This window comes from Streptomyces sp. HUAS MS02 (assembly GCF_055702265.1).
In genome coordinates, this window is sequence record NZ_CM146747.1 from 2091373 (window position 1) to 2113592 (window position 22220).

The following is a 22220-nucleotide window of genomic DNA, read 5'->3' on the forward strand; positions in this document are numbered from 1 at the left end:
TCGCACGAAAACCTGCCCAGCGGGTACGTAGGTCTGCATGACCTCTGTCGTGCCTGCCGCCACCTACCGGCTTCAGCTTCAGCCCGGTTTTCCCTTCTCCGCCGCTTCGGCCGCCGTGCCGTACATCGCCTCGCTCGGTGTGTCGCATCTGCACCTCTCCCCCGTGCTGGAGGCCGTACCGGGGTCGTCGCACGGGTACGACGTGGTCGATCACGGGCGGGTGCGGGAGGAGCTCGGGGGCGAGGAGGGGCTGCGGGAGCTGGCCCGGACCGCGCGCGACCACGGGCTCGGGCTCGTCCTGGACATCGTCCCCAACCACATGGCCATGGCGCCCCGGCACAACCGGGCCCTGTGGGAGGTGCTGCGGGAGGGGCCGGAATCGGCGTACGCGCGGTGGTTCGACATCGACTGGGAGGCGCAGGGCGGCCGGGTGCTGCTGCCGGTGCTCGGCGGGCCGCTGGGCGCCGAGATCGAGCAGTTCGTGGTGGACGGGCGGGAGCTGCGGTACTACGACCATGTGTTCCCGCTGCGGGAGGGCACCGAGAAGCTGCCGCTGCCTCAGCTGCTGGACGCGCAGTGGTACCGGCCGGTGTGGTGGCGGCTGGCCCGTACGGAGCTGAACTACCGGCGGTTCTTCAGCATCTCCGAGCTGATCGGGGTGCGGGTCGAGGAGCCGGAGGTCTTCGACGCGACCCATGCGAAGGTCCTGCGGCTGCTGGACGAGGGCGTCGTCGACGGGCTGCGGGTCGACCACCCCGACGGGCTCGCCGATCCCGACGCCTATCTGCGGCGGCTGCACGAGGCGACCGGCGGACGGTGGACCGTCGTGGAGAAGATCCTGGCCGACGGGGAGGCGCTGCCCGGGGCCTGGCCGGTCGCGGGGACCACCGGCTACGACGCGCTGCGGCACATCGACGGGCTGTTCACCGATCCGGCGGGAGCCGGTGAACTGCTGGGCCAGTACGGGCGGTTCACGGGTGCGCAGTCCGACCGGGGCGGGGAGTGGGACGCGACCGTGCGGCGGGCCGCGTACCGGGTGCTCACGCACGAGCTGGTCGCGGAGGTGGAGCGGCTCACCCGGGTGGCGCACCGGCTGTGCGAGCGCTCCCCGGACCTCTCGTTGCGCGACCAGGCGCCGTGGGCGCTGCGCACCGCGCTGTGCGAGCTGCTCGCACGGATGGAGGTGTACCGGCCGTACACCTCCCAGGACCCCTCCCTCGTCGTCACCGAGGAGGCCGCGGCCGAGGCGCGCGCGCTGTTCGTGGTGCCCGAGGAGGCCCGGTCGGTGGACGCCGTACGGGACCTGGTGCTGGGCCGGGGGGACGGGCCGGACGAGGTGGAGTTCCGGGCGCGGTTCGCGCAGACCTCGTCGGCGCTGCGGGCGAAGTCGGTGGAGGACACGGCGTTCTACCGCTATGTGCCGCTGCTGTCGGCGAACGAGGTGGGGGGCGATCCGGGGAGCCCGGCCGTGTCGCCCCAGGACTTCCACGCCTACTGCGCGCGGGTGCAGCGCGACTGGCCGGCCACCGGGACCGTGCTGTCGACCCACGACACCAAGCGCAGCGCGGACGTACGGGCGGCGATCGCGGTGCTCGCGGAGTGCCCCGGGCGGTGGGCCGAACTGCTGACGGAGGTGACGCGGGACGGCGCTGGGGTCCCGGATCCGCAGCTGGCGTGGGCGGCCTGGCAGACGGCGTTCGGGCTCGGCCCCGCCGCCGAGGAGCGGCTTCAGGGGGCCCTGCTGAAGCATGTGCGGGAGGCCGGGCTGCACACCTCCTGGACCGAGCAGAACCCGGCCTACGAGCGGGAGGTGGCGGAGTTCGTCGCGCGGGGGCCGGCCCTGGACGCCCGGGTCGCCGCGCTGCGCGAGGAGTTGGCGCCCCATGTGCGGGCGAACGCTCTCGGCGCGGCCCTGGTGCAGCTGACGATGCCGGGGGTGCCGGACGTGTACCAGGGGACGGAGGCCGAGTACCGGGCCCTGGTGGACCCGGACAACCGACGGGCCTTCGCTCCGCACGAGGAGGGGTCGGAGAAGTTCCGGCTCACCGGGGCGGCGCTGCGGCTGCGCACGCGGCGGCCGGAGGTCTTCGGGGAGACGGCGACGTACGCGCCGCTGGCGGCGGAGGGGACGGGCGCCGGCCACTGTGTCGCCTTCAGCCGCTCCGGGGAGGTGGTCACGGCGGTGACCCGGTTGTCGCTGCGGCTGGCGCAGGCCGGGGGCTGGGGTGACACCCGGCTGCCGCTGCCCGAGGGGCGGTGGGCCGAAGTGCTGGGCGGGGAGCGGGAGTTCACGGGTGAGGTGCGGCTGGCGGAGCTCTTCGAAGCCCTGCCGGTGGCCCTGCTGGAGCGGGTCGGCGCGTGACGCGCGTACCGGGTGGCGGTGGGCCCGGACCGGGTGCGGCGACCCCGAACCAGGCGACGGCCAACCCGAACCAGCTACGACGGCCCCGAACCAGGTTGCGGCGGAGCCCAACCGGCGACCACCACGCCCAACCAGGTTGCGGTCGGTTCGAATCGGGTGCGGTCGGCCGGACCTGGTGGCGGGAACCCCGTGCCGGGTAGGGGTGAACCCCGTTCCGGGGAGCGGTGAGCCTCGTGCCGGGGAGCGGTGAATGCGACTGGGCGCCCCTGGGAGCCGCCCCTGCCGCGCGGGGACACTGGGTATGTCCCCCGCTCGGCCCGGCCGGGCGCGTGGACTTGGGTGCCAGGCGGACGGGACGGGGGTGGGTCTGCTGTCGGAGCTCGGTTATCCCACGGTGGCTGAACTGGAGTCGGCGGCGAGAGCCCTGACGGTCCGTCGGCCGGGACTGTGCGCGCTGCGGAGCATCGGCTCCTCGCGTGCCGGCCGCCCGCTGCGTCTGCTGTCCGTGGGGCGTGCGAGACGTGCCGTCCTGGTCGTCGCGGGCGCCCACGCCAATGAGCCGACCGGCGGCTCCACGGTGCTCGCCCTGGCCGAACGGGTGGCGCGGGACGGGCGGTTGCGGTCCGGCGTGTCCTGGCACTTCGTGCTCTGCGCGGACCCGGACGGTGCGAGCCTGCACACCACTCCCCTGCCGCGCACCCTGCTCGACTACCACCTCGGGTTCTTCCGGCCGGCCGGTCCTGAACAGCCGGAGTGGTCGCCGTCCGTGCTGCCGCCGGACCGGCTGCCGCCCGAGACATACGCCCTGATGGGTGTGCTGGACGAGCTGCGGCCCTACCTCCAGGTGACCCTGCACGGCACCGATCTGGGCGGCAGCTGGGTGCAGTTGACGAAGGACGTGCCGGGGCTCGCCGAGCCGTTCGCCAAGTCCGCGGCCGAGCTCTGCATACCGGTGGAGAGGGGCGCGTCCGACGCCGCCGGCTGGCCCGTGTCCGGGCCCGGGGTGTTCGTGATGCCGCGGCCCGGCGGCCTCGCGGCGTACCCGAGCATGCCGGACGACGCCCGGCGCAGCACCTGGTACCACGCCCACCGGTACGGCGGTCTGACGGCGGTCGTCGAGGTGCCGATGTGGGCGAGCGACCTGGTGGACGACACCGCCCCGCACCCGGCCCCGGCGGCGGCCCTGCGGCACCTGTCCCGGCGGCTGCTGACGGACGCGGGCCGGGTGGAAGGGGTCCTCGCCGAGGCGCTGCCCCGGCTGCCGGGCCCCGAGGGGCCGCTGCTGCGGGCCGCCCGGTGGGCGCTGGCGCTGGTGCCGGGGCTGGCCCGGGACTGGAGGGACGGGCCGCCGGCGGATCTGTCGACGGCGTACGTGGGCAGTGTGGACGCGTTCGGGCGGCGGCTTCCGCTGCGGGCGGCGGCGATGCTGCTGCGGGTGCTGAGGGAGGCCGACGACCCGGGGGCGCCGCTCCTGGAAGGGCTCGTCGCCGAGTGGTGCGAGTCCTTCACCGAGCGGTTCCGTGCGCGGTGGGTGCCGGTGGGCGACCAGGTCGAGCACCAGGTGCGGACGGTGTTGGCGGCGGCGGCGTGTGCGCGGGGTGGGGTGGGAACGGAGGGCTGAGGGCGGCGCCCGGTGCGCCTACGGGGCCCGGTGCGCCTACGGGGGTGCCGCGTCGTCCGTCGGGCGGGTGCGGGTTCGTCGTGGCTGGTCGCGCGGTTCCCCGCGCCCCTTCGGGCGCCCGGCCCCTAGCTCGACAGCGCGAACACCGCCCCCGTGCGGGCCGCCATCACGCACGGGTTGGCGAACGTCTGCTCGTAGGTGACCGGTCGGCCGCTCCACTGACCCTCCGCCGTCGCCCGCACAGGGGCGTAGATCTCGGTGCAGAGGGCGTTCCGGTGGGGGATGCGGGTGATGTCGCCGTCGGTCCGGCGGAGTTCCGCGCACGCCTCGGCGGCACGGCCGTGGCCCTGGGGAGGGTCGCAGAGGAGGAGGGTGCCGCGGGTGTCGGAGGAGCGGGCGTCGCCTCGGGTGAGGGTGACGTAGAGCCAGTCGCCCTGCACGGCGGTCGTCCGGTCCGGGGCGGAGGCGCCGAGGGTGAGGAGGGCGAGGGCGGCGAGCAGGCAGCCGCGTACCGCGTGGGTGGGGTTCGTCATTCCCGGTGCATCGGCACGGCGGGCTCGGAACTCCATCCCTGCTCACCCGAATGGGAATCCGCACGGGAATCCGCATTTGAGTTCGAACGGGAGTCCGGGCGGGAGTCCGGGCAGGGCCCCTGCGGAGCGGGCCCCGGCGGGTGCGGGCGCCCGGCCGCCAGCTCGAACGCGGCGAGGACCACACGGGCCTGGTACTCCGCCTGGCGGGCCACGGGGATCCAGCGGGCCCCGTACCCGTCGCGGTAGTCGGCGCACCACTCGTCGATCAGGCGGTCCAGTTCGGGCAGCACGCCGGCCGGGTCGCGACCGGCACGGGTCACCAGCTGGTGCAGCAGCCCGGCGGTGCGCAGGGCGACCCGGCGGCCGGAGAGGGCGAGGGTGGCGAGCCGGGCGGTGTCGAGCGGGGGCAGTGGCCGGGCGGTGGCGTGGACGTCGGGGTCCCAGGAGTCGGCGAGGCCCGGCCCGACCAGGACGTAGTCGTCGACCGGGGCGAGCAGCCGGGCCGCGTCCGGGGTGCGGCTCACCGAGGGGCGGACGCGGGTGAGGAGGCTCTCCAGGAGCCGGGTGTCCTGGCGCAGGGCACGGCTGACGGTGCGCAGTACGGCGTCGGCGTCCGGCGCCGGGGAGGCGTCCTCGACGGCGGCCACGCCCCACATCGGCGCCTCGACGACGGCGGTGACCGTGCCGTGGCGGTGCGGGTGGAACCAGGTGGACTCGACGGCCGCCTCGGTGATGGCGGCGGCCAGGTCGCCCCGGCGCGGGGGCGGGATGCGGTAGACGGCGGGGCCGAGGCAGGGCCAGTACAGGGTGTCGTACGGTCTCAGCTCGCGGGGGATGCCGAGGCGGGCGGCGATGCGGGCGACGCGTTCGGCGAGGCCCGGCAGGTCCCGGGTGAGTTCGACGAATCCGCCGCCGACGTCGACACCGTGCAGGGAGCACTGGAGGAAGGGCCGCAGTTCGTCCTGGAGGTCGAGCAGGGCGCGGGTCTCCGGCAGAACGGCGCCGGCCGCGCCGTCGGGCAGCCATTCGGGCTGTTCCAGGAAGCCGGGGCGGAAGAAGTGCCGGAAGTGGTGGCCGAGGGTGTACGGGCCGCGGAGCCAGCCCTCGTTGCGGCGGGAGCCGTCGGGGTCGAGGCTCAGCAGCAGGTTCCAGGTGGTGTCGGCGGCGTCGCTCAACCGGGGGTCGGCCAGGGCCCGTTCGGCGAGCCGGAGGACGGTGGCGCCGCCCACGGGCTCGTTGGCGTGCGGGCCGGCGACGATCAGGGTGTGGCGGCTGCCGTGTCCGACGGAGAGCAGCCACATCGGGGTGCCCGCCCGTGAGGTGCCCACAGGGCGGAGTCGGGCGCGGTGCGGATGGCGGGCGACGAGGGCGGCGGCGCGGGCGGACAACTCGTCGACGGTCGGGTAGCGGAGGAGTGGCGGCAGGGCGCACCTCCACGAATGTGGTGCCGTCGGTTCACCTGGTGTGCATGGTGTAAGCACAGTCAGTCATGGCCGAGAACATACGTCAACACCCCGGAACGGAAGGGAAGTTGACAAACTCGCTGCGTAAATCCCAGGCCAGAGCTTTGCCGTGGGGTCGGTCACAAGGTCATTCGGAGGAGAGACGGAAGACCATCCGGCCGAAACTCACCTGGTCGCCGTCGCGGACGACGGCCGCGCCGATCACCCGACGGCCGTTGACGGTGGTGCCGTTGGTGGAGCCGAGGTCGCGCAGGATCCACATGCCGCCCTGCCGGCTCAGTTCGGCGTGCACCCGGGAGACCGTCTCGTGGCTGAGCCGGAGCCCGTTCGCCGGGTCGCGGCCGATGCGCAGGGCGTGGCCGCCCGCCGGGTGCGGCAGCTGGAGCTTGGGGAGCCGCTCGGCCTGCCAGGCCCGGCGCAGCTTCACACCGAAGCCGGAGACCGCGCCCACGGTGCCGAGCACCAGCCGGGACCAGCGGTTCTCGGCGGGCAGGTCGGCGGTGAGCGCGGCGAGTTCGTCGGAGCGGCGGGCGGTGAGGGCCAGCTCCATCCGGCGGATGAACGTGTCGTGCGACAGACGGCCGAGCGCGACGCCGTCACGCAGCACCCTCAGCGCGCGGTCGCGCTCCGCGTCCGACAGCCGCGCGGGGTACGTGTGGAACTCGAAGGACGACGTCACGCGTGTGATTGTCGGTCAGCGAGGCGGGAGGTGTCCAGACGACCCGTAAACGGTGACCATCTGCGGACATGCGGAGGGGGACGGTACGACGCACGCGGCAAAAGCACCGATCCGAGCGCGCGACGATCTCGTTTGCTCCACGATGGACGAGCAACCCCCTGACTACCCAGGACCACGACCGGCAGCCGAGGGAGAACCGTTCCGTGCAGTTCGAGGTGTGGGCACCGCAGGCCGACCGTCTGACCCTCCACCGGGCGGGCGCCACGCACGCCATGGAGCGCGATCCGGAGCGGCCGGGCTGGTGGACGGCCGAGGCGGAGGCGCCGGACGGCACGCGCTACGGATTCGCCGTCGACGACGGTCCGGTGCGCCCCGACCCGCGCTCGCGCCGGCAGCCGGACGGCCCCGACGGGCTGAGCGCGGTCGTCGACCAGGGGCGGTACACCTGGCGGTCGGAGTGGCCCGGACGCGGGCTGCCGGGCGCGGTCCTCTACGAGCTGCACGTCGGCACGTACACGCCCGAGGGCACCCTGGACGCGGCGGCCGGACGTCTCGGGCACCTCGCCGAACTGGGCGTCACACATGTGGAGTTGATGCCGCTGTGCCCCTTCCCCGGGACGCACGGCTGGGGTTACGAGGGCGTCTCGCTGTGGGCCGTGCACGAACCGTACGGCGGTCCCGAGGCGCTGAAGCGGTTCGTGGACGCGGCCCACGGGCTGGGCCTCGGGGTGGTGCTCGACGTCGTGCACAACCATCTGGGCCCCTCCGGCAACTACCTGCCCGTCTTCGGGCCGTACTTCACCGAGCGGCACCACACGCCGTGGGGCGCGGCGGTGAATCTGGACGCGCCCGGCTCGGACGAGGTGCGGGCGTACTTCCGGGAGAGCGCGCTCGCCTGGCTGCGCGACTACCGCCTCGACGGGCTGCGGCTGGACGCGGTCCACGCGCTCAAGGACACCCGTGCCCTGCACTTCCTGGAGGAGCTGTCGACGGCGGTGGACGCGCTCGCCGAGGAGGTGCGCCGACCGCTGTTCCTGATCGCCGAGTCCGACCTCAACGATCCGCGCCTCATCACGCCGCGCGCACACGGCGGACTGGGCCTGCACGCCCAGTGGAACGACGACTTCCACCACGCCCTGCACACCACGCTGACCGGGGAGTCCCAGGGCTACTACGCGGACTTCGCGCACGCGGGCCCGGCGGGCCTGGCAAAGACCCTGACGGGCGGCTTCTTCCACGACGGCACGTACTCGTCCTTCCGGGAGCGCCGCCACGGCCGCCCCCTGGACCGTACGCGCGTGTCCGCGCACCGGCTGCTGGGCTACACCCAGACCCACGACCAGATCGGCAACCGCGCCCAGGGCGACCGGCTCGCGGCGACCCTCTCCCCCGGCCTGCTGGCCTGCGCGGCGGCGCTCGTCCTCACCGGCCCCTTCACGCCCATGCTCTTCATGGGCGAGGAATGGGCCGCGTCCACGCCCTGGCAGTTCTTCACCGACCACACCGATCCGGAGCTCGCGGAGGCCGTACGGCAGGGTCGGCGCCGGGAGTTCGCGGAGCACGGCTGGGCCGAGGAGGACGTCCCCGACCCCCAGGATCCCGCGACCCGCGACCGCTCCTGCCTCGACTGGTCCGAGCCCGCGCGCGAGCCCCACGCCCGGATGCTGTCCTGGTACCGCGCCCTCGTCGCCCTGCGCCACTCCCTGCCCGATCTCTCCGACCCCGACCTCTCCGACGTCAAGGTCGCCTTCGACGAGGAGGCCAGGTGGTTCGGCTTCCGCCGGGGCGATGTCCTCGTGGCGCTGAACCTGGGCAAGGAGACGACCGAGATCCCGGTCGGGGTGCCCCACGCGCACGTCCTCGCGGCATGGGATCCGGTGGAGGCGCCGGGGGCCGACGGGGTGCTGGCCCTGGGCGGGGAGTCGTGCGTGGTGCTGACGGTGGCGTGAGGCGACCAGGGGCCGCAGGCCCGCTCGGGGCCGCAGGCCCGCTCGGGGCCGCAGGCCCGCTCGGGGCCGCAGGCCCGCTCGGGGCCGCAGGCCCGCTCGGGGCCGCAGGCCCGCTCGGGGGCGCAGGCCCGCTCGGGGGCGCGGGGAACCGTGCGATCAGCCACGTCCGGCCCGCGGTCGCCCTGTGACGCGCACCCCGAGCCCTGACGGGCTCCCTCGTCAGTCCTCGCCGCGCAGATCCGTCACCCTCTCCAGCAGGATCGGCTCCCACGCGCGACGCAGCCGGTGGCGGAGGACGGGGAGGGGCACGGCGGCGCGCCCCTGAAGGCCCTCCGCGAGGGTGACGACCGTGTCGCAGCGGGCCAGCCAGAGTCCGCGCAGACAGGGGCGGACGCCGTAGCCGGCCAGCGTCGCGGCACGGACGGCGGCCGGTGAGCCGACGGCCGCGGCGAGTCCGGCGATGTCCTCGGCGGGGTCGCCGACGGCCGCGTCGGTCCAGCCGAGCACCCCCCGGACCCGGCCGTCGGCGCTGACGACGAGGTGGTCGCCGGTGAGCCCGCGGTGGACCAGGACGGCGGCCGGCGCCGTCAGCTGCGCCGCCGTCGCCGACGTCAGCTGCCCGAGCCGCCGCGCGTCGAACTCGTCGGCCTCGGCGAGCAGCCGCGCCGCCCGCCCCGCCGCCGCCCGCAACGCCTCCAGCGGGCGCGGGGCGTGCCGCGGCACCCCGAGCGCCTCGGCCTGCCGCGGCGGCACCTCGCGCAGCCCCGTGAGGAGCGCCGCCAGGTCGGCCTCGCCCACGGCGGACACCTCGTGCTCCTCGGCCGTGCCCCCGGCCAGCCGCGTGTCCAGTGTGTAGGTGAGCCCGCCGGACCACTCGCCGTGCGCGACGCTCACCGGGACGGCGACGCCGATGTGCGGGCGGACCAGGTCCCGCAGCCGCAGTTCGCGCAGTTGCCGCCCGACGCCGTGCCGGTCGGTCACAAGGCGAAGGACATGGCGGGTGCCGACCCACCAGGTGCGGTGCGTGTCGTCCCCGGCGACGGGGCGCACGTCGGGGCCGCCCGCGCCCGTGCCGCCGGGCCTGCCCTCCCCGTTCTTCAGCAGGGAACGGACCAGCCTGCGGACGCTGTCCGCGGTGGGTGTCGGTGCCTGGGTCATGGTCGCGCCGTCGTCCGAGGGGTCAGGGGAGCGGGGGTACGGGGAGGGTCACTCGACCACCGCCATCTCCCGCGATGTGTTGTTGAGGCGCCTGCCGCCGTCCTCCGTGACCGTCACGATGTCCTCGATGCGGACGCCGAAACGGCCCGGCAGATAGACACCGGGTTCGACCGAGAAGCACATGCCGGGCACCAGGGGCCGTTCCTCCCCCTCGATCATGTACGGCGGCTCGTGGGTGGTGACGCCGATGCCGTGCCCGGTGCGGTGGATGAAGCGGTCGCCGTACCCGGCCTCGACGATGACGGCGCGGGCGGCCCGGTCGACGTCCTGGCAGGCCGCGCCGGGACGTACGGCGCGGAACCCCGCCTCCTGGGCGGCCCGCACGAGGTCGTGCACCTCGCGCTCCTCGGCGGCCGGTTCGCCGACGTGGACCGTACGGGAGGTGTCGGAGCCGTAGCCGTCCTTGAGGCCGCCGAAGTCGAGGACGACCATGTCGCCGTGCCCGATGACCCGGTCGCCCGCCTCGTGGTGCGGGTTGGCGCCGTTCGGGCCCGAGGCGACGATGGTGAAGTCCACCTGGGAGTGCCCGAACCGCCGCAGCAGTTCGGCGAGGTCGGCGGCGACGTCGCTCTCGCGGCGCCCGGCGAAGGGGACCTGCCGGATCTCCTCGTACGCCCGGTCGGCCGCCGCGCCGGCCGCCGCCATCAGCTCCAGCTCCGCCGCGTCCTTCACGGCCCGGAGCATGGGCAGCGCCTCGGTGAGCGCGACGAACGCCGTGCCCGGCAGCCGACGCTGAAGGCCCAGCAGGTGCAGGGCCCAGGCGTTGTCGCTGACGCCGAAGCGGCCGCGGGGCCCGAGGACGGAGACGGCCGCCTCGTAGGGGTCCTGGCCGTCGGTCCAGTCGCGCAGGGTCAGCGCGGGTCCGCCGGGTGCTCCGGCGGCGTCGGGGGCCTCCAGGGTGGGGACCACCAGCACCGGCTCCTCACCGTCGCGCAGCACCAGCATCGTCAGCCGCTCGGTCTCGGGCGGCCGGTGCCCCGTCAGCCACACCAGGTCCGGGCCGGGCGCGACCAGCAGCCCGTCGAGCCCGGCGTCCGCCGCGGCCCGCGCCGCGCGCCGCATCCGGGCCCGGTGGTCGTCGGCGGTGAAGGGGGCGCTCATCCATGCCTCCGCGTGCTCGGAGTTCCCTGGGGCTACGGGCAGCATCCTCCCCCTCCGCCGCACCGCACGCGAGCCGATTGGCGCGTGGCGTCAACTGTCGTACGGCCCGCGCGTCAGCTCTCCGGCGCGAGACGGGCACCGAGAGGCGGCAGCACACCGCCGAGACCGCTCCGAGCGCCGCCGCATGCCCACGGCGACAGCACGGCCTCCCTCCGACCGAAGCTAATGCCTGCAGGTTGCTTCCCCATTAGAACTAATGCTTGGATTCGAGTGTTCCATTAAGGCGACGCCCGAGGGAGGCGTACGACGATGCTCGTACTCGCGCACATCAGTGATCTGCATCTGGACGGGACCGACCGGGCCACCCGGCGGGCCGAGCAGGTGCGGGATCTGCTGTGGGGGCTGCCGGGACCGGTGGACGCGCTGCTGGTGACGGGGGACATCGCGGACCACGGCACGGAGGCCGAGTACGAGGAGGCGGCCCGTCTGCTCGGGCTGCGCGAGGGCGGGGCGCCCTTCCCGGTGCTGACCTGTCCGGGCAACCACGACAGCCGGGCCCCCTACCGCAAGGCGCTGCTCGGGGAGCCGCCCGCCGACGGACCGGTCAACAGCGTGCACGTCTTCGCGGACGCGGCCGTCCTGATGTGCGACACCAGCATTCCGGGGCAGGACGAGGGCGCACTGGACGCGCAGACCCACGCCTGGATCGAGGAGACCCTGGACGGGCTCGACGGCGACCGGCCCGTCCTGCTCGCCTTCCACCACCCGCCGGTGGCGCTCCACCACCCGCTCCCGGACCGGTACCGGCTGGGCCGGCCCGCGAAGCTCGGCCGACTGCTGGAACGTCGGCCGGAGATCGCGGGGATCATCACCGGTCACGCCCACACACCGGCCGCGACCACCTTCGCCGGGCGTCCGCTGGTCGTCGGACCCGGGGTCACCTGGACGCTGCGGCTGCCCTGGGAGGGCGACGCGGTCGCGGACCGGGAGGCCCCGCCCGGGTTCGCCTTCCATGTCCTGGACGACGAGGGGCGGCTGACCAGTCATTTCAGGGTGGCCGTGTAGGCGGTGGCGAGGGCGCTCAGGTCACGACGCCCGGGACGGCGACCAGGTACTGCCGGGTGCCGTTCGCGTGGCGCACGAGGAGTTTCAGGGCCACCCCCGGGCGCGCGGCGGCGACGGCCCGCGCGAGGTCGGAGGCCGAGCCGGTCCGGGTGCCGCCGAGGGCGAGGACGGTGTCCCCGCGGACCAGGCCGGCCGTGTGGCCGGGGCCGGGGACGTGGACACCGACGACGAGCGCGCCGCCACCCGCCGCACCCGCGGGCGTGGGAGCGGTGGAGGGTGCGACTGCGGGCGCGGGCGCGGATGCGGGCGCGGGCACGGGCGCGTCGACGGCTTCGACGCCGAGCGTGGGGCGGGTGGGCGCTCCGGTGCCCGGCGGCATCGAACTCCCCTGCCCCGGAGCTGACTTGGGCACGCCGCCCCGCGCCCGGTCGTCGGCGTCGGGGCGGGTGCCGGCTCCCCGCTCGTCCGCCGCCCGCTCCCGCAGCTCCGCGAGTCTGCTCATGCCGATCACCGTGGCGCCCATCGTGCCCAGCCCGACGCCCGACAGGACGAGGGCGACGCAGGTGGCCAGGGCGAGCAGCAGGGTGACGACTCGCTGCCGGGCGCGGCGGGGCGCGGCGTGCGGGCGCCGGGTCGGGCCGGACGGGCGGTCGCCGCAGGGCTCCCCGCCCGGCATGGGTTTGGGCCGCAACGCTGTCTGTTCCATGGTGGCCACCTCCGGCCGGAGACCTACCCGGGGCACCACGGCACGACGAGCCACGAAAGAGTGAGACTGACGCCCCGTCACATGAGGGCTCTAGAGCTGCTTGGCGCCGGTCAGCTCCCGCACCAGGGCCACCGCCGCCCCGCCGGGCGTTCCGCCGTGGACGATCTCCGTACGGTGCACGAGACGTGGTGCGACGAGGGGCACGGCGACCGCGTCGGGGACGTCGGCGGCGAAGCCTCGCGGCAGGACGGTCAGTCCGTGTCCGGCGGCGGCGAGTGTGGTGAGGGTGCGCAGGTCGGTCCCTTCGTAGCGGAGGGCGGTGCGGACGCCGCCGGTGCCGCTCGCGGTGCGGAGCCGGTCCAGCGGGAGGCCGGCGCCGGGGGCGTCGAGCCAGCGGGCGTCGACGAGGTCGGTGAGGCGGAGGCCGGGGCGGCGTGCGAAGGGGTGGTCGGCGGGCAGCAGGACGCAGACGGGTTCCTCGCCGACTCCCCGGGTGGTCAGGGGCGCCACGTCGGGGAGTCGGAGGGGGTCGCTGGGGGCGGCGAGCCCGTCGACCAGACCGAGGTCGGCGGCACCGGTGGCGACGGCCGCCGGGATCTCGTCGCGGGCGAGGGTCCGCAGGGTCACACCGGCGGCGGGCAGCGCGGCGAGGACACGGGGGCCGAGGGCCGTCGGGGTGACCGCGAGGGTGAGCCCGTGCTCGGGCGCGGACGCGATCCGGACGACGTCGGCGCGGGCCGCCTCCAGACGCAGCAGCAGGGGGCCGGCGTGTTCGAGGAGCCGCTCGCCCGCCGCCGTGGGCAGCACGGGGCGCCGGGTCAGCAGCGGCGCACCGAGGTCCTGCTCCAGCGCGGCGATGTGCTGGGACACCGCGGACTGGGTGTAGCCCCGCTCACGCGCGGCCTCGGAGAAGGAGGCGAGCCGGGCCACGGTGACGTACGTGCGCAGCAGATGCGGGTCCATGGCGGACAGGATCGCGCACCGGCCGACCGCCGGTTCGCCGGCGGCCCTCATCAGGACTGCTTATCTGGACTGCTTATCAGGACTGCTTATCGAGGATGCAGAAATCATCGTTGGACGTGAAGTCGGGGCCGCGCCCAGGATGACGTGCATGACGAACAACGCGGCGCAGCCCGCCCCTTCCCGGCCCGCCTCTTCCCGCACGGCCCCGACCGCCCGGCTGGCCGTCGTCGGCGACCGGTCCCCCGACGTCGTCTCGCACAGCCGGATCCCGCTCCTCCTCGACGCCCTCACCGGCCAGGACCGGCTGGTCCTCGACGCGTACTGGATCCCCTCCGAGGACGCCGCCGCCGACGCGGCGGCCGTACGGGGGTTCGACGCGGTGTGGGTGGTGCCGGGCAGCCCCTACCGCAGCGAGGCCGGGGTGCTCTCCGCCGTCCGTACCGCGCGGGAGGAGGGCATCCCGTTCCTCGGCACGTGCGGTGGCTTCCAGCACGCGCTGCTGGAGTACGCCCGGCACGTGTGCGGGCTCACCCGGGTCGCGCACGCCGAGAACGACCCGGGCGCCGAGGACTTCCTGATCGAGCCGCTCGCCTGTTCCCTGGTCGGGCACGAGGGGACGGTCGTCATCGAACCCGGCTCGCTCGCGCAGTCCGTGATGAACGCCGAGCGGTCGGTCGAGCGGTACTTCTGCGCGTACGGCCCGACCCGCCACCTGGACACACTGCGCGCCCACGGTCTGCGGTTCTCCGGGCACGACGAGGACGGGCACGTCCGGATCGCCGAACTCCCCGGCCACCCCTTCTTCCTGGCGACGCTCTTCCAGCCGGAGCTGGCCGGCGACGGCAGCCGCCCGCACCCGATCGTGCGCGCGTTCGCCCGGGCCGCGGTCGACCACGCGACCCGGGCGGCGGCGCGTCAGCCCGCGTGAGCCGGGGTGAAGGAGAGAACCGGTGGCCGGTCCGGGACGAAGCCGTGGGCCCGGCGGGCGAGGAACTCGGGCTTGTAGCGGTCCACCTGACGGTGCCAGTTGAGGATGCCGGCCAGCCAGTTCCGCAGGTCGGCCACATAGCCGTCCATGATGGCGCGCGCTTCCCGCGACAGCGCGAAGTCGTCGTAGACGACCGGAAGTTCATGGGCGACGACATGCTGGAACTGCCGCATCCGCTGGGTCATCAGGTCGTGGATCACACCGAGCGCGGTCGGGTAGTCGCAGCCGAAGAAGTTCTGCACGACGAGGATCGCGTTGTGGACCTCGCCCTCGTACTCGATCTCCTTCTGGTAGGAGAAGACGTCGTTGATGAGGCAGCCGTAGTCGATGGCCGCGTTCTCCAGGGAACGGACGGGGCCGCTGCGGTACACCTCGGGCGGGATCTGCGGGCCGTGGCCCATCCGGCACATGCTGAGGGTCAGGTCGGAGCCGAAGGTGGCGCGCCGCATCTCCAGGTAGTCGACGGGGTCGGGGACGCGGTTCTGGATCTGGTTGAACACCTCCCACACCCAGCTCTCCGTCATCTTGTCGACGGACTCCTTCAGGCCGCGCCGCTCGTCGGGGGTCATCGCCGCCGTCGTACGGGCCCAGAGGTCGATGAGGCCCCGTTCCATGCCGTTGACCGGGACGGGGACCGGCTCCCCGTCGACGGGCATGCAGTCGGAGAGCCGGGCCGTGGTCAGACGGGCGGCGGCGAGGTCGCGGCGGTGGCCGAAGACGAGGGGGTAGTAGTCGTCGCCGTAGGTGCCCCAGGCCAGCCAGGCGGAGCTGAGGTCGAGTTGCTCGGGGGTGGCGTCCGGGTCGAGGCCGGCCGAGCAGAGCGGCAGGTCGGCCGCGGCGAGCCGCTCCTCGTCCCAGACGCCCTCGCTCAGCATGCCCATCGCGTGCGTCCACGCGATGAGGCGGGGGCGGGCGCCGTCCAGGTGCGGGCAGAGCTCGACCTGGAACGGCATCTGGAAGTCGGGCAGTAGTGAGGGCCCGACCTTCTGGTACGGCACATGGGTGTGGGCGCGCAGCCGTTCCGCAGCTGCGGTCGCCAGCAGGGCGCCGACGTCGGCGGCGGACGTACCGAAGCCCGACTGGGCGAGGAGGGCGGGGCCGGAGAGGACCGCGCCGCCGAGGTCCAGCGGACCGCGCGCGGATTCGGCGCCCTGGTTCATGTACCGGCTGGACCGCATGTGCCATTCGTGGCCGCCGGACTGCCAGTCCTGGAGCCCCTTCGTGTACGCCGCGACGGCGGCGACCTCGGCCGGGGTGAGGCCCTTCTCCAGGGCCAGGGCGGGGACTTCGGTGAGCGCGGTGTTCTCGAACTGGTGGAGCCGGGAGGTCAGGATGTCGTTGACGGTCTCGGCGGCCTGCTGGGTGTCGCAGCCGAAGAAGGTCTCCAGGACGAGGACACCGTTGCTGTTCTCGCCCTCGTCCTCGACCTCGCGCTGGTACGAGAACAGGTCGTTGCGCAGGTGGACGGCGTCGGAGAACGTCTCCATCAGGACCCTGAGCGGCCTCGATCCCGCGACCGACGCCGGGACCTCGGCGGTCGCGTACTCGACGAGACCGGCCGACCAGGGCGCGCCGCCGACCTTGCGGCGCATCTCGATGTACTCGACCGGGTTCGCGATCCGGCCCTCGTTGATGTTGGACAGCTCCCACAGCGACTCGTTGAGCAGATGCTCGGTGGCGACGGCGAAACGGCGGCGCCAGTCCATCGACATCGACGGCACCGTCCGCGCCCAGAGGTCGGCGAGGCCGGCCTCCACCGGGTTCCGCGGCTCCGGTACGGGAGTCGCGAGGTCCAGCGGCATGAAGAGCGGGAGGCGGTCGAGATGGGCCTTGCCGCCGGGGCGGTCCTGGGTCCGTTTGAACAGCTCCAGGAAGTGGTCGTCGAAGAAGAAGACCCACACGTACCAGTCGGTGATGAGCGAGAGTGCCGGACCGTCGCAGTCGGGGTGGGTGTACGCGCACAGCAGACCGTAGTCGTGCGCGTCGAGGTCCGCCTGGCACCAGACGCCGGAGCCCTCCAGCATGCCCATCTGCCGGGCCCACGCGGAGGAATGTGTGCGGGCCTCTTCGAGGTGGGGGTTGAGTCGCGCGGGATACGGCAGGTAGAAGTGCGGGAGTTCGAACGGCTGCGTCATGGCCGGGCCCTACCCGTGGCCTCCGGTCGGCATCCGGATGGGGGCACATGATCACACCATCGCGTGAACCTGGGGGTTTCTCGCCCCCGCCGCCCCTACCCGTCCCATCCTCGCAAGGGGCTGCGCCCCTTCGGCCCCCAGACGTCCGTCCGGTGGGGGCTGGTCGCGCAGTTTCCCGCGCTCCTTGAGGAGCTGGGGCTGCGCCCCAGCTCCTCCTGGTTCAGGTGCTCAGCTGGATCACAGCCCTCGTGCCGCTCGTGCGCCAGCGTCGGCCCTCGGCTGTCGTGAGGGTGGTTTCCGTTTCTGGGGTCAGGCCTGTGATGACGTCCGACTTGAGGGTGCGCAGGGCCGCCACGGGGGCCGGGAAGTAGGACGTGACCTCCGCGAAGGGGGTGGTGGGGGGCCAGAGGCGGTCGCCCACCAGGCGGCGGTAGTTGAGGTCGCCCTTCATCAGGGTCAGGTCGGCGGAGGCGAAGTCCGCGTGCAGGTCGGCGGGCATGTCCGCGTAGGGCAGCGGTGCGCAGGAGAAGGGGTGGGTGCGCAGGATCAGGCGGCCTTCGCGGAGCGCGGCGTGCAGTCGCTGCCCGGCGTCGGTCTTCGCCGCGACCAGGTGGCGCACCGCGTCCAGGGTGTCGGCGGTGGTGGCGTCCGAGACGAAGTACGGGTACGGCTTCAGGTGCAGCAGGGCGCGGTCGAAGTGGCCGTGGGTGAGGAGGTGGTCGACGAGCAGCAGGTCGGGGATGAGTTCGCGGCCCGCGTTGTCGGCGACCAGGCAGAGTGTGCGGCCGGCGGAGCCGGTCAGCAGGGAGAGGAGCGCGTCGCTGTCGTCCGCGACCAACGGGGAGTCGGTCGCCTTCTCCTCGGTGCTCTGGAGACGGAAGCCGAGGTCCGCCCGGTTGCCCCAGAGGGAGCCGTGGAGGAGGGCTTCGAGCTGGTCGGGCAGGGGGCGTTCCGCCAGGGGGCCGAGGGCGGTGAGTTCGGCGGCGGCCTCGGGGGTCTCCAGTTCGGCCAGTTTGAAGGGGCGGAACGGGTCGACCCCCTGCCAGGGACCGGGGTCGAAGTAGCCGACGGCGCGCAGGAGTTGGCGGTAGAAGCAGCTCTCGGCGACCAGGAACGGGAGGGAGAACCAGGAGCGGCCGGCGTAGTGGCGGGCCCCCCAGGTGTCCCACCAGTCGTCGTCGGCCGGTGGCGCGACGGTGCCGTGGAGCGTGTCGTGCAGCAACTCGTCCAGCGCGCGGCGCTGTTCGGGACCGTAGGGCGTGGCGTCCTGGACCTTGCGGATGAGGGCGGGGTGCCGTTCGGCGAGGACGCTGTGCGGGAAGGAGGCCGGGTCGTCGCCGCGGACGACCGGCGCGGGGGCGGGCGTGTCAGGCATGGCCGTGGGCTCCTCCGGGGGCGGTGGGGCCGGCGGGTGTGCGGGGCGGGAGTTCCACCTGCTTCAGCTTCTCGTCGAGTTGCCTGGTGAAGCCGGCCTCGGTCCAGACGTACTTGCGGAACTGGTCCGTGGTCAGAGGGCCCGGCCACGGGCTGCCGGTGGGGTAGAAGACGGACTCGCAGGACGCGCAGTGGCAGGCGGTGGTCCAGAGCTCCTCGGCGCGCGGCCTGCCCGCGGCGACGGTGGCGCGTTCGCGGGCCTCGCCGCGGACCACCCAGAGGGTGCCGACGAAGAGGAGGACGGCGAGGGTGGCGCCGCCGATCGTGAAGAGGGGTTTGTCGTTCTGGACTCCGTGCCGGGCGAGGCCCGCGCAGACGAAGGCCAGGACCATGCCTTCCAGGAAGTGCGTGAAGCTGTCGAACCTCGACTCCACGCCCGGGGCCTTCGCCAGCCGGTCGGAGAGGCCGGAGCCCGGGGAGTCGGGGGCGGCGCAGGCATCGGGAACCGTGCGCACCGACGGCCCCGAGGCGCCGCAGCGGGGGCACGCCGTCATGACCGGGGCCGCACCGAACCCCCCGGCCGCCGTCTGCTTCGCTTCCTCGAACTTCTCTGTCGCCATGCGCATACGCTAACGCCCGGCGTACATGCGCCGACGGCCGACCGATGCCCGCTCGCATCGGTCGGCCGCCGGCAGTGGGGGGTGGCGGTCCATCGGGTCCGGCCGTTCGGCCGGGGTCATGGGCCTGACGGCCCGGGACTCAGAAGGTCAGCTGCCAGCTGTTCAGCCGGCCGGTGTCCGCGGCGGCGACGTCCTGGACGCGGAGCTTCCAGGTGCCGTTGGCGACCTCGCTGGAGGCGTTCACCGAGTAGGTGGTGACCAGGTTGTCCGCGGAGTCCGAGCTGGAGCTCTTCAGGCGGTAGGTCGAGCCGTCGGGGGCCACCAGGTCCAGGACCAGGTCACCGCGGTAGGTGTGGGTGATGTCCACGCCGACCTGGAGGGCCGAGGGGGCGTTGCCCGTGCGGCCGGTGACGGAGATCGAGGACTCGACCGCCGCGCCGTTGTCCGGGATGGACAGGGCCGTGGTGTTGGTGAAGGTGGTGCCCCCCGTGGAACCTCCACCGGTCACCGCCTGCACCGTCTTGGCCGCGTCGGCGAGGCCGGCGCCGCAACCGCCCGAGCAGGTGCCCGGCAGAGCACGCGAGTTGGTCTTGATCGCGGACTCGATCTGGGCCGGGGTCAGCGCCGAGTTCGCCGACTTCACCAGCGCGGCGAGGCCCGCGATGTGCGGGGCGGCCATGCTGGTGCCCTGGTAGTAGTCGTACGACTCGCTGCCGGGGGTCGAGGCGCCCGCGTTCAGCGTGGACAGGATGCCGCCGGTCTCGACGGTGCGGGTCTCGCCGCCGGGGGCCGCTATGTCGACGACCGAGCCGAAGTTCGAGTAGTACGAGCGGGAGCCGGCGCGGTTGGTGGCCGCCACCGAGATCACGTTGTTGCAGCTGGCCGGCGAGTAGTTGGCCGCGTTGGCGTTGCTGTTGCCGGCCGCGACGACGACCGTGGTGCCGCGGTTGACGGCGGCGTTGATCGCGGTCTGGGTCGCGGAGGTGCAGGCGCCGCCCCCGCCGAGGCTCATGTTGATGACCTTGGCGACGTTGGTGTTGGCGGGCACGCCGGAGACGGTGCCGCCGGACGCCCAGGTGATGGCGTCGATGATGTCGGAGTCGTAGCCGCCGCACTTGCCGAGGACCCGCAGCGGGGAGACCTTGGCGCCGTAGGCGATACCGGCGACACCCTTGCTGTTGTTGGTGACGGCGGCGATGGTGCCGGCGACGTGGGTGCCGTGCCAGGAGGAGGTGCTGGCCGGGTCGCCCGAGGCGCACTCGTTGGCCGCCGTCCAGTCGCCGGGGTCGGCCGGGTTGCTGTCACGGCCGTTGCCGTCGTTGGCGACGGTGGTGTCGGCGATGAAGTCGTAGCCGCCGACGATGTTCGCGGCGAGGTCCGAGTGGGCGACGTAACCGGTGTCGATGACGGCGACCGTCACACCGGAACCGGTGGTCTTGTCCCAGGCTTCTGGCAGGTTCATGCCAGCCGTGGACTCGTAGAGGTCCCACTGCTTGGTGTACTCGGTGTCGTTCGGGGTGGCCAGCGCCTTGTTCAGGCGGTCCGGGACGACATAGGCGACCTGCGGGTCGGCCTGGTACTCGGAGATGACGTCGGCGACGTCCGTCTTGGTGAGGTCGTCGCCCAGGTCGACCAGGGCGGCACCGCTGCCGAGCCGGCGCTGGAAGTCGAGGCTCTCGCCGGCCTCCTTGCCCTTGGCGGCGGCGTCGGCGTCGGCGGCCTTGTTCGAGGTGGCCTCGGCGGCACCGGACTTGTAGCCGACGATCAGGCGCTCGGCGACGGTGCCGGGCGCGGCCTCGGTGGCGCCGGCCACGGCGGGGGCGGCGGCGTCTGCCTTCGCGGACGGGGCCTGGGCGACGGCGACCGAGGAGGTCATGCCCGCCACCAGGGCGACGGAGACCGCGGCGACGGAGATGAGCTTCCGTCCTGCGGTACGAGAGGGAGAAGTACGCAAGGGCTTCGCCTTTCGTGGCCTGCTCATGTCAGGGGAGGAGCGGCGGTGAAGCGCTTCTTCATCGAAGCGGCGGGGGGTCCGGAAAGGGTTGGCGCAGAAACCGGCCAAGCGCGGGCCGTCCCACCAGGGGTTACCTATGGTTCGGCTGTGCGATGACATTAGGCAAAGCCCAGGTCATGGGGATACGGGGAAAACCCTCGACCGCCGGGGAACTCCCCTACGCCGCCCGGGAGTCGTGGCTCGATGTGCCGCTTCGCCGGTTTTGCCGACGCGTCGTGGCCGCACGGCCCGGTGGCCGGATCCGACCGGTCGAACAGGCTCGGGGCGTTGAACGCGGCGCTCATGGGTCCCGTACGACACGGTGCACCGACCGTCAGCCCTCGACCTCCATGGATCGGACGTACCGGATGTACCGCTTGTCCGCCCACCGCGCGACCGCTCGTCGTGGCACCGGCCGCCGCGCCGTCGTCATGGCCGCCGCGGCCACCGCGGTGGCCCCCCTGCTTCTCACCGTGGGCGCCGCCGGACCGGCCCGGGCGCACGGTGCGCCGACGGATCCGGTGAGCCGGGTCTCGGCGTGCTCGCCGGAGGGGGACAGTCAGGGCACGGCGGCGTGCGAGGCCGCCGTCGCCGCGAACGGGGCGCCCTTCACCGCGTGGGACAACATGCGGATCGCCGGGGTGAACGGGCGGGACCGGGAGGTCGTCCCCGACGGGCGGCTGTGCAGCGGAGGGCTCGCGGCCTACCAGGGGCTCGACCTGGCCCGCGCCGACTGGCCCTCGACCCGTCTCTCCCCCGGGGCCACGCTGGATCTGACGTACCGGTCGACGATCCCGCACACCGGGACCTTCAAGCTGTTCCTGACGAAACCGGGGTACGACCCCACGAAGCCGCTGAAGTGGTCCGATCTGCCCGAGGAGCCGTTCGCCTCGGTCACCGACCCCCCGCTGCGGAACGGCTCGTACCGATTCTCGGCGAAGCTGCCGGCCGATCGGGCCGGGCACCATGTGCTCTACACGATCTGGCAGAACACGAGCACGGTCGACACCTACTACTCCTGCTCGGACGTGGTGTTCCCGAAGGCGAAATCGGCCGACTCCGGTGCGGGCGGCGGGAGTTCGGACGGGACGCCGACCGGGGGCGAGGCAACCGCGGCCGGGAAGCCGGCCACCGGGAAGGCGGGCGAGGAGAAGCCCCGGCCCGCGACGACGGCGCCGACGACGTCCATCGAGGCGCCGGCCGCAGGCCCCGCCGACGCCGGGGGCGAGGCGCGGGCGGCCGACGCCGGCAGCCCCGTCGCCTCCACGACCGACGAGAGCGGCACCTCCGTACCGCTGCTGGCGGGCGGCGCCACGGTCCTGGTGCTCACCGTGGGCGCCGCCCTCCATCTCCGCGGACGAGGGCGCCGCTCTCGCGTCGACGGCTGATCGGGCAAGCGACCGGGCCGCCGATCGAGGCGCCGGCCGGACGACCGGTCAGCGCCTCGGGT

The 22220-nt window shown here is 73.8% G+C and carries 17 protein-coding genes; 6 read left to right on the forward strand and 11 right to left on the reverse strand.

Annotated elements, in window-relative coordinates; genetic code table 11:
• Window positions 1–37 precede the first annotated feature (37 nt).
• Both treY and ACZ9QC_RS08950 read left to right on the forward strand, forming a co-directional pair.
• Window positions 38–2362 carry a malto-oligosyltrehalose synthase gene (gene treY / locus ACZ9QC_RS08945; RefSeq protein ID WP_472919666.1) on the forward strand — a complete coding sequence of 775 codons (2325 nt, stop codon included), beginning with the start codon at window positions 38–40 and terminating at the stop codon, window positions 2360–2362.
• A 361-nt stretch (window positions 2363–2723) separates the two neighbouring features.
• Window positions 2724–3983, forward strand: coding sequence for a M14 family zinc carboxypeptidase (locus tag ACZ9QC_RS08950; protein ID WP_472919667.1), 1260 nt, complete (start codon window positions 2724–2726; stop codon window positions 3981–3983).
• Window positions 3984–4108: 125 nt separating this feature from the next.
• Here ACZ9QC_RS08950 and ACZ9QC_RS08955 read toward each other — a convergent pair whose 3' ends face one another.
• The 3 genes from ACZ9QC_RS08955 to ACZ9QC_RS08965 all read right to left on the reverse strand — a co-directional run bounded on the left by ACZ9QC_RS08955 (window position 4109) and on the right by ACZ9QC_RS08965 (window position 6658).
• Window positions 4109–4516, reverse strand: a complete 408-nt coding sequence (locus ACZ9QC_RS08955) for an SSI family serine proteinase inhibitor (RefSeq protein WP_472919668.1) — start codon at window positions 4514–4516, stop codon at window positions 4109–4111.
• The gene (locus ACZ9QC_RS08960) at window positions 4513–5904 is read right to left on the reverse strand and encodes a M14 family zinc carboxypeptidase (protein WP_472919669.1); all 1392 of its coding nucleotides are present in this window, start codon (window positions 5902–5904) and stop codon (window positions 4513–4515) included. Before ACZ9QC_RS08960 ends, ACZ9QC_RS08955 begins: the two co-directional genes overlap by 4 nt.
• Before the next feature lie 202 nt (window positions 5905–6106).
• Window positions 6107–6658 carry an FHA domain-containing protein gene (locus ACZ9QC_RS08965; protein WP_472919670.1) on the reverse strand — a complete coding sequence of 184 codons (552 nt, stop codon included), beginning with the start codon at window positions 6656–6658 and terminating at the stop codon, window positions 6107–6109.
• Between the two features lie 203 nt (window positions 6659–6861).
• Between ACZ9QC_RS08965 and treZ the strand changes: the two genes are divergently transcribed.
• Window positions 6862–8607, forward strand: coding sequence for a malto-oligosyltrehalose trehalohydrolase (gene treZ, locus ACZ9QC_RS08970; RefSeq protein WP_472919671.1), 1746 nt, complete (start codon window positions 6862–6864; stop codon window positions 8605–8607).
• Window positions 8608–8826: 219 nt separating this feature from the next.
• Here the strand turns inward: treZ and ACZ9QC_RS08975 are convergent, their stop codons facing one another.
• Together ACZ9QC_RS08975 and ACZ9QC_RS08980 are read right to left on the reverse strand one after the other, a co-directional pair.
• Entirely contained in the window at window positions 8827–9765 is a 939-nt protein-coding gene (locus ACZ9QC_RS08975; RefSeq protein WP_472919672.1) for an aminoglycoside phosphotransferase family protein, read from the reverse strand.
• Window positions 9766–9813: 48 nt separating this feature from the next.
• Entirely contained in the window at window positions 9814–10926 is a 1113-nt protein-coding gene (locus tag ACZ9QC_RS08980) for an aminopeptidase P family protein (RefSeq protein ID WP_472919673.1), read from the reverse strand.
• Window positions 10927–11235: 309 nt separating this feature from the next.
• Between ACZ9QC_RS08980 and ACZ9QC_RS08985 the strand changes: the two genes are divergently transcribed.
• Window positions 11236–11991, forward strand: coding sequence for a phosphodiesterase (locus tag ACZ9QC_RS08985; protein WP_472919674.1), 756 nt, complete (start codon window positions 11236–11238; stop codon window positions 11989–11991).
• A gap of 16 nt (window positions 11992–12007) precedes the next feature.
• Here the strand turns inward: ACZ9QC_RS08985 and ACZ9QC_RS08990 are convergent, their stop codons facing one another.
• Both ACZ9QC_RS08990 and ACZ9QC_RS08995 read right to left on the reverse strand, forming a co-directional pair.
• Entirely contained in the window at window positions 12008–12697 is a 690-nt protein-coding gene (locus tag ACZ9QC_RS08990) for a PDZ domain-containing protein (RefSeq protein ID WP_472919675.1), read from the reverse strand.
• Between the two features lie 90 nt (window positions 12698–12787).
• On the reverse strand, window positions 12788–13660 hold the full coding sequence (locus tag ACZ9QC_RS08995; protein ID WP_472921642.1) for a LysR family transcriptional regulator: 873 nt from the start codon (window positions 13658–13660) through the stop codon (window positions 12788–12790).
• A 148-nt stretch (window positions 13661–13808) separates the two neighbouring features.
• On the opposite strand from ACZ9QC_RS08995, the gene ACZ9QC_RS09000 reads away from it, so the two are divergent.
• The gene (locus tag ACZ9QC_RS09000) at window positions 13809–14588 is read left to right on the forward strand and encodes a CTP synthase C-terminal region-related (seleno)protein (protein ID WP_472919676.1); all 780 of its coding nucleotides are present in this window, start codon (window positions 13809–13811) and stop codon (window positions 14586–14588) included.
• Here the strand turns inward: ACZ9QC_RS09000 and cyc2 are convergent.
• The 4 genes from cyc2 to ACZ9QC_RS09020 form a co-directional block, all read right to left on the reverse strand.
• Window positions 14576–16783: a germacradienol/geosmin synthase Cyc2 gene (gene cyc2, locus ACZ9QC_RS09005; protein ID WP_472919677.1), complete on the reverse strand. Its 2208-nt coding sequence runs from the start codon at window positions 16781–16783 to the stop codon at window positions 14576–14578. The two genes, ACZ9QC_RS09000 and cyc2, sit on opposite strands and share 13 nt — an antisense overlap.
• A gap of 220 nt (window positions 16784–17003) precedes the next feature.
• Window positions 17004–18158, reverse strand: coding sequence for a damage-control phosphatase ARMT1 family protein (locus ACZ9QC_RS09010; RefSeq protein ID WP_472919678.1), 1155 nt, complete (start codon window positions 18156–18158; stop codon window positions 17004–17006).
• Window positions 18151–18777: a hypothetical protein gene (locus ACZ9QC_RS09015; RefSeq protein WP_472919679.1), complete on the reverse strand. Its 627-nt coding sequence runs from the start codon at window positions 18775–18777 to the stop codon at window positions 18151–18153. The genes ACZ9QC_RS09010 and ACZ9QC_RS09015 overlap by 8 nt, the downstream gene beginning before the upstream one ends.
• 139 nt (window positions 18778–18916) lie before the next feature.
• On the reverse strand, window positions 18917–20731 hold the full coding sequence (locus tag ACZ9QC_RS09020; protein WP_472919680.1) for a S8 family peptidase: 1815 nt from the start codon (window positions 20729–20731) through the stop codon (window positions 18917–18919).
• A 407-nt stretch (window positions 20732–21138) separates the two neighbouring features.
• Here ACZ9QC_RS09020 and ACZ9QC_RS09025 point away from each other — a divergent pair, with 407 nt between their 5' ends.
• Window positions 21139–22158 carry a lytic polysaccharide monooxygenase auxiliary activity family 9 protein gene (locus tag ACZ9QC_RS09025; RefSeq protein ID WP_472919681.1) on the forward strand — a complete coding sequence of 340 codons (1020 nt, stop codon included), beginning with the start codon at window positions 21139–21141 and terminating at the stop codon, window positions 22156–22158.
• Window positions 22159–22220: the final 62 nt, after the last annotated feature.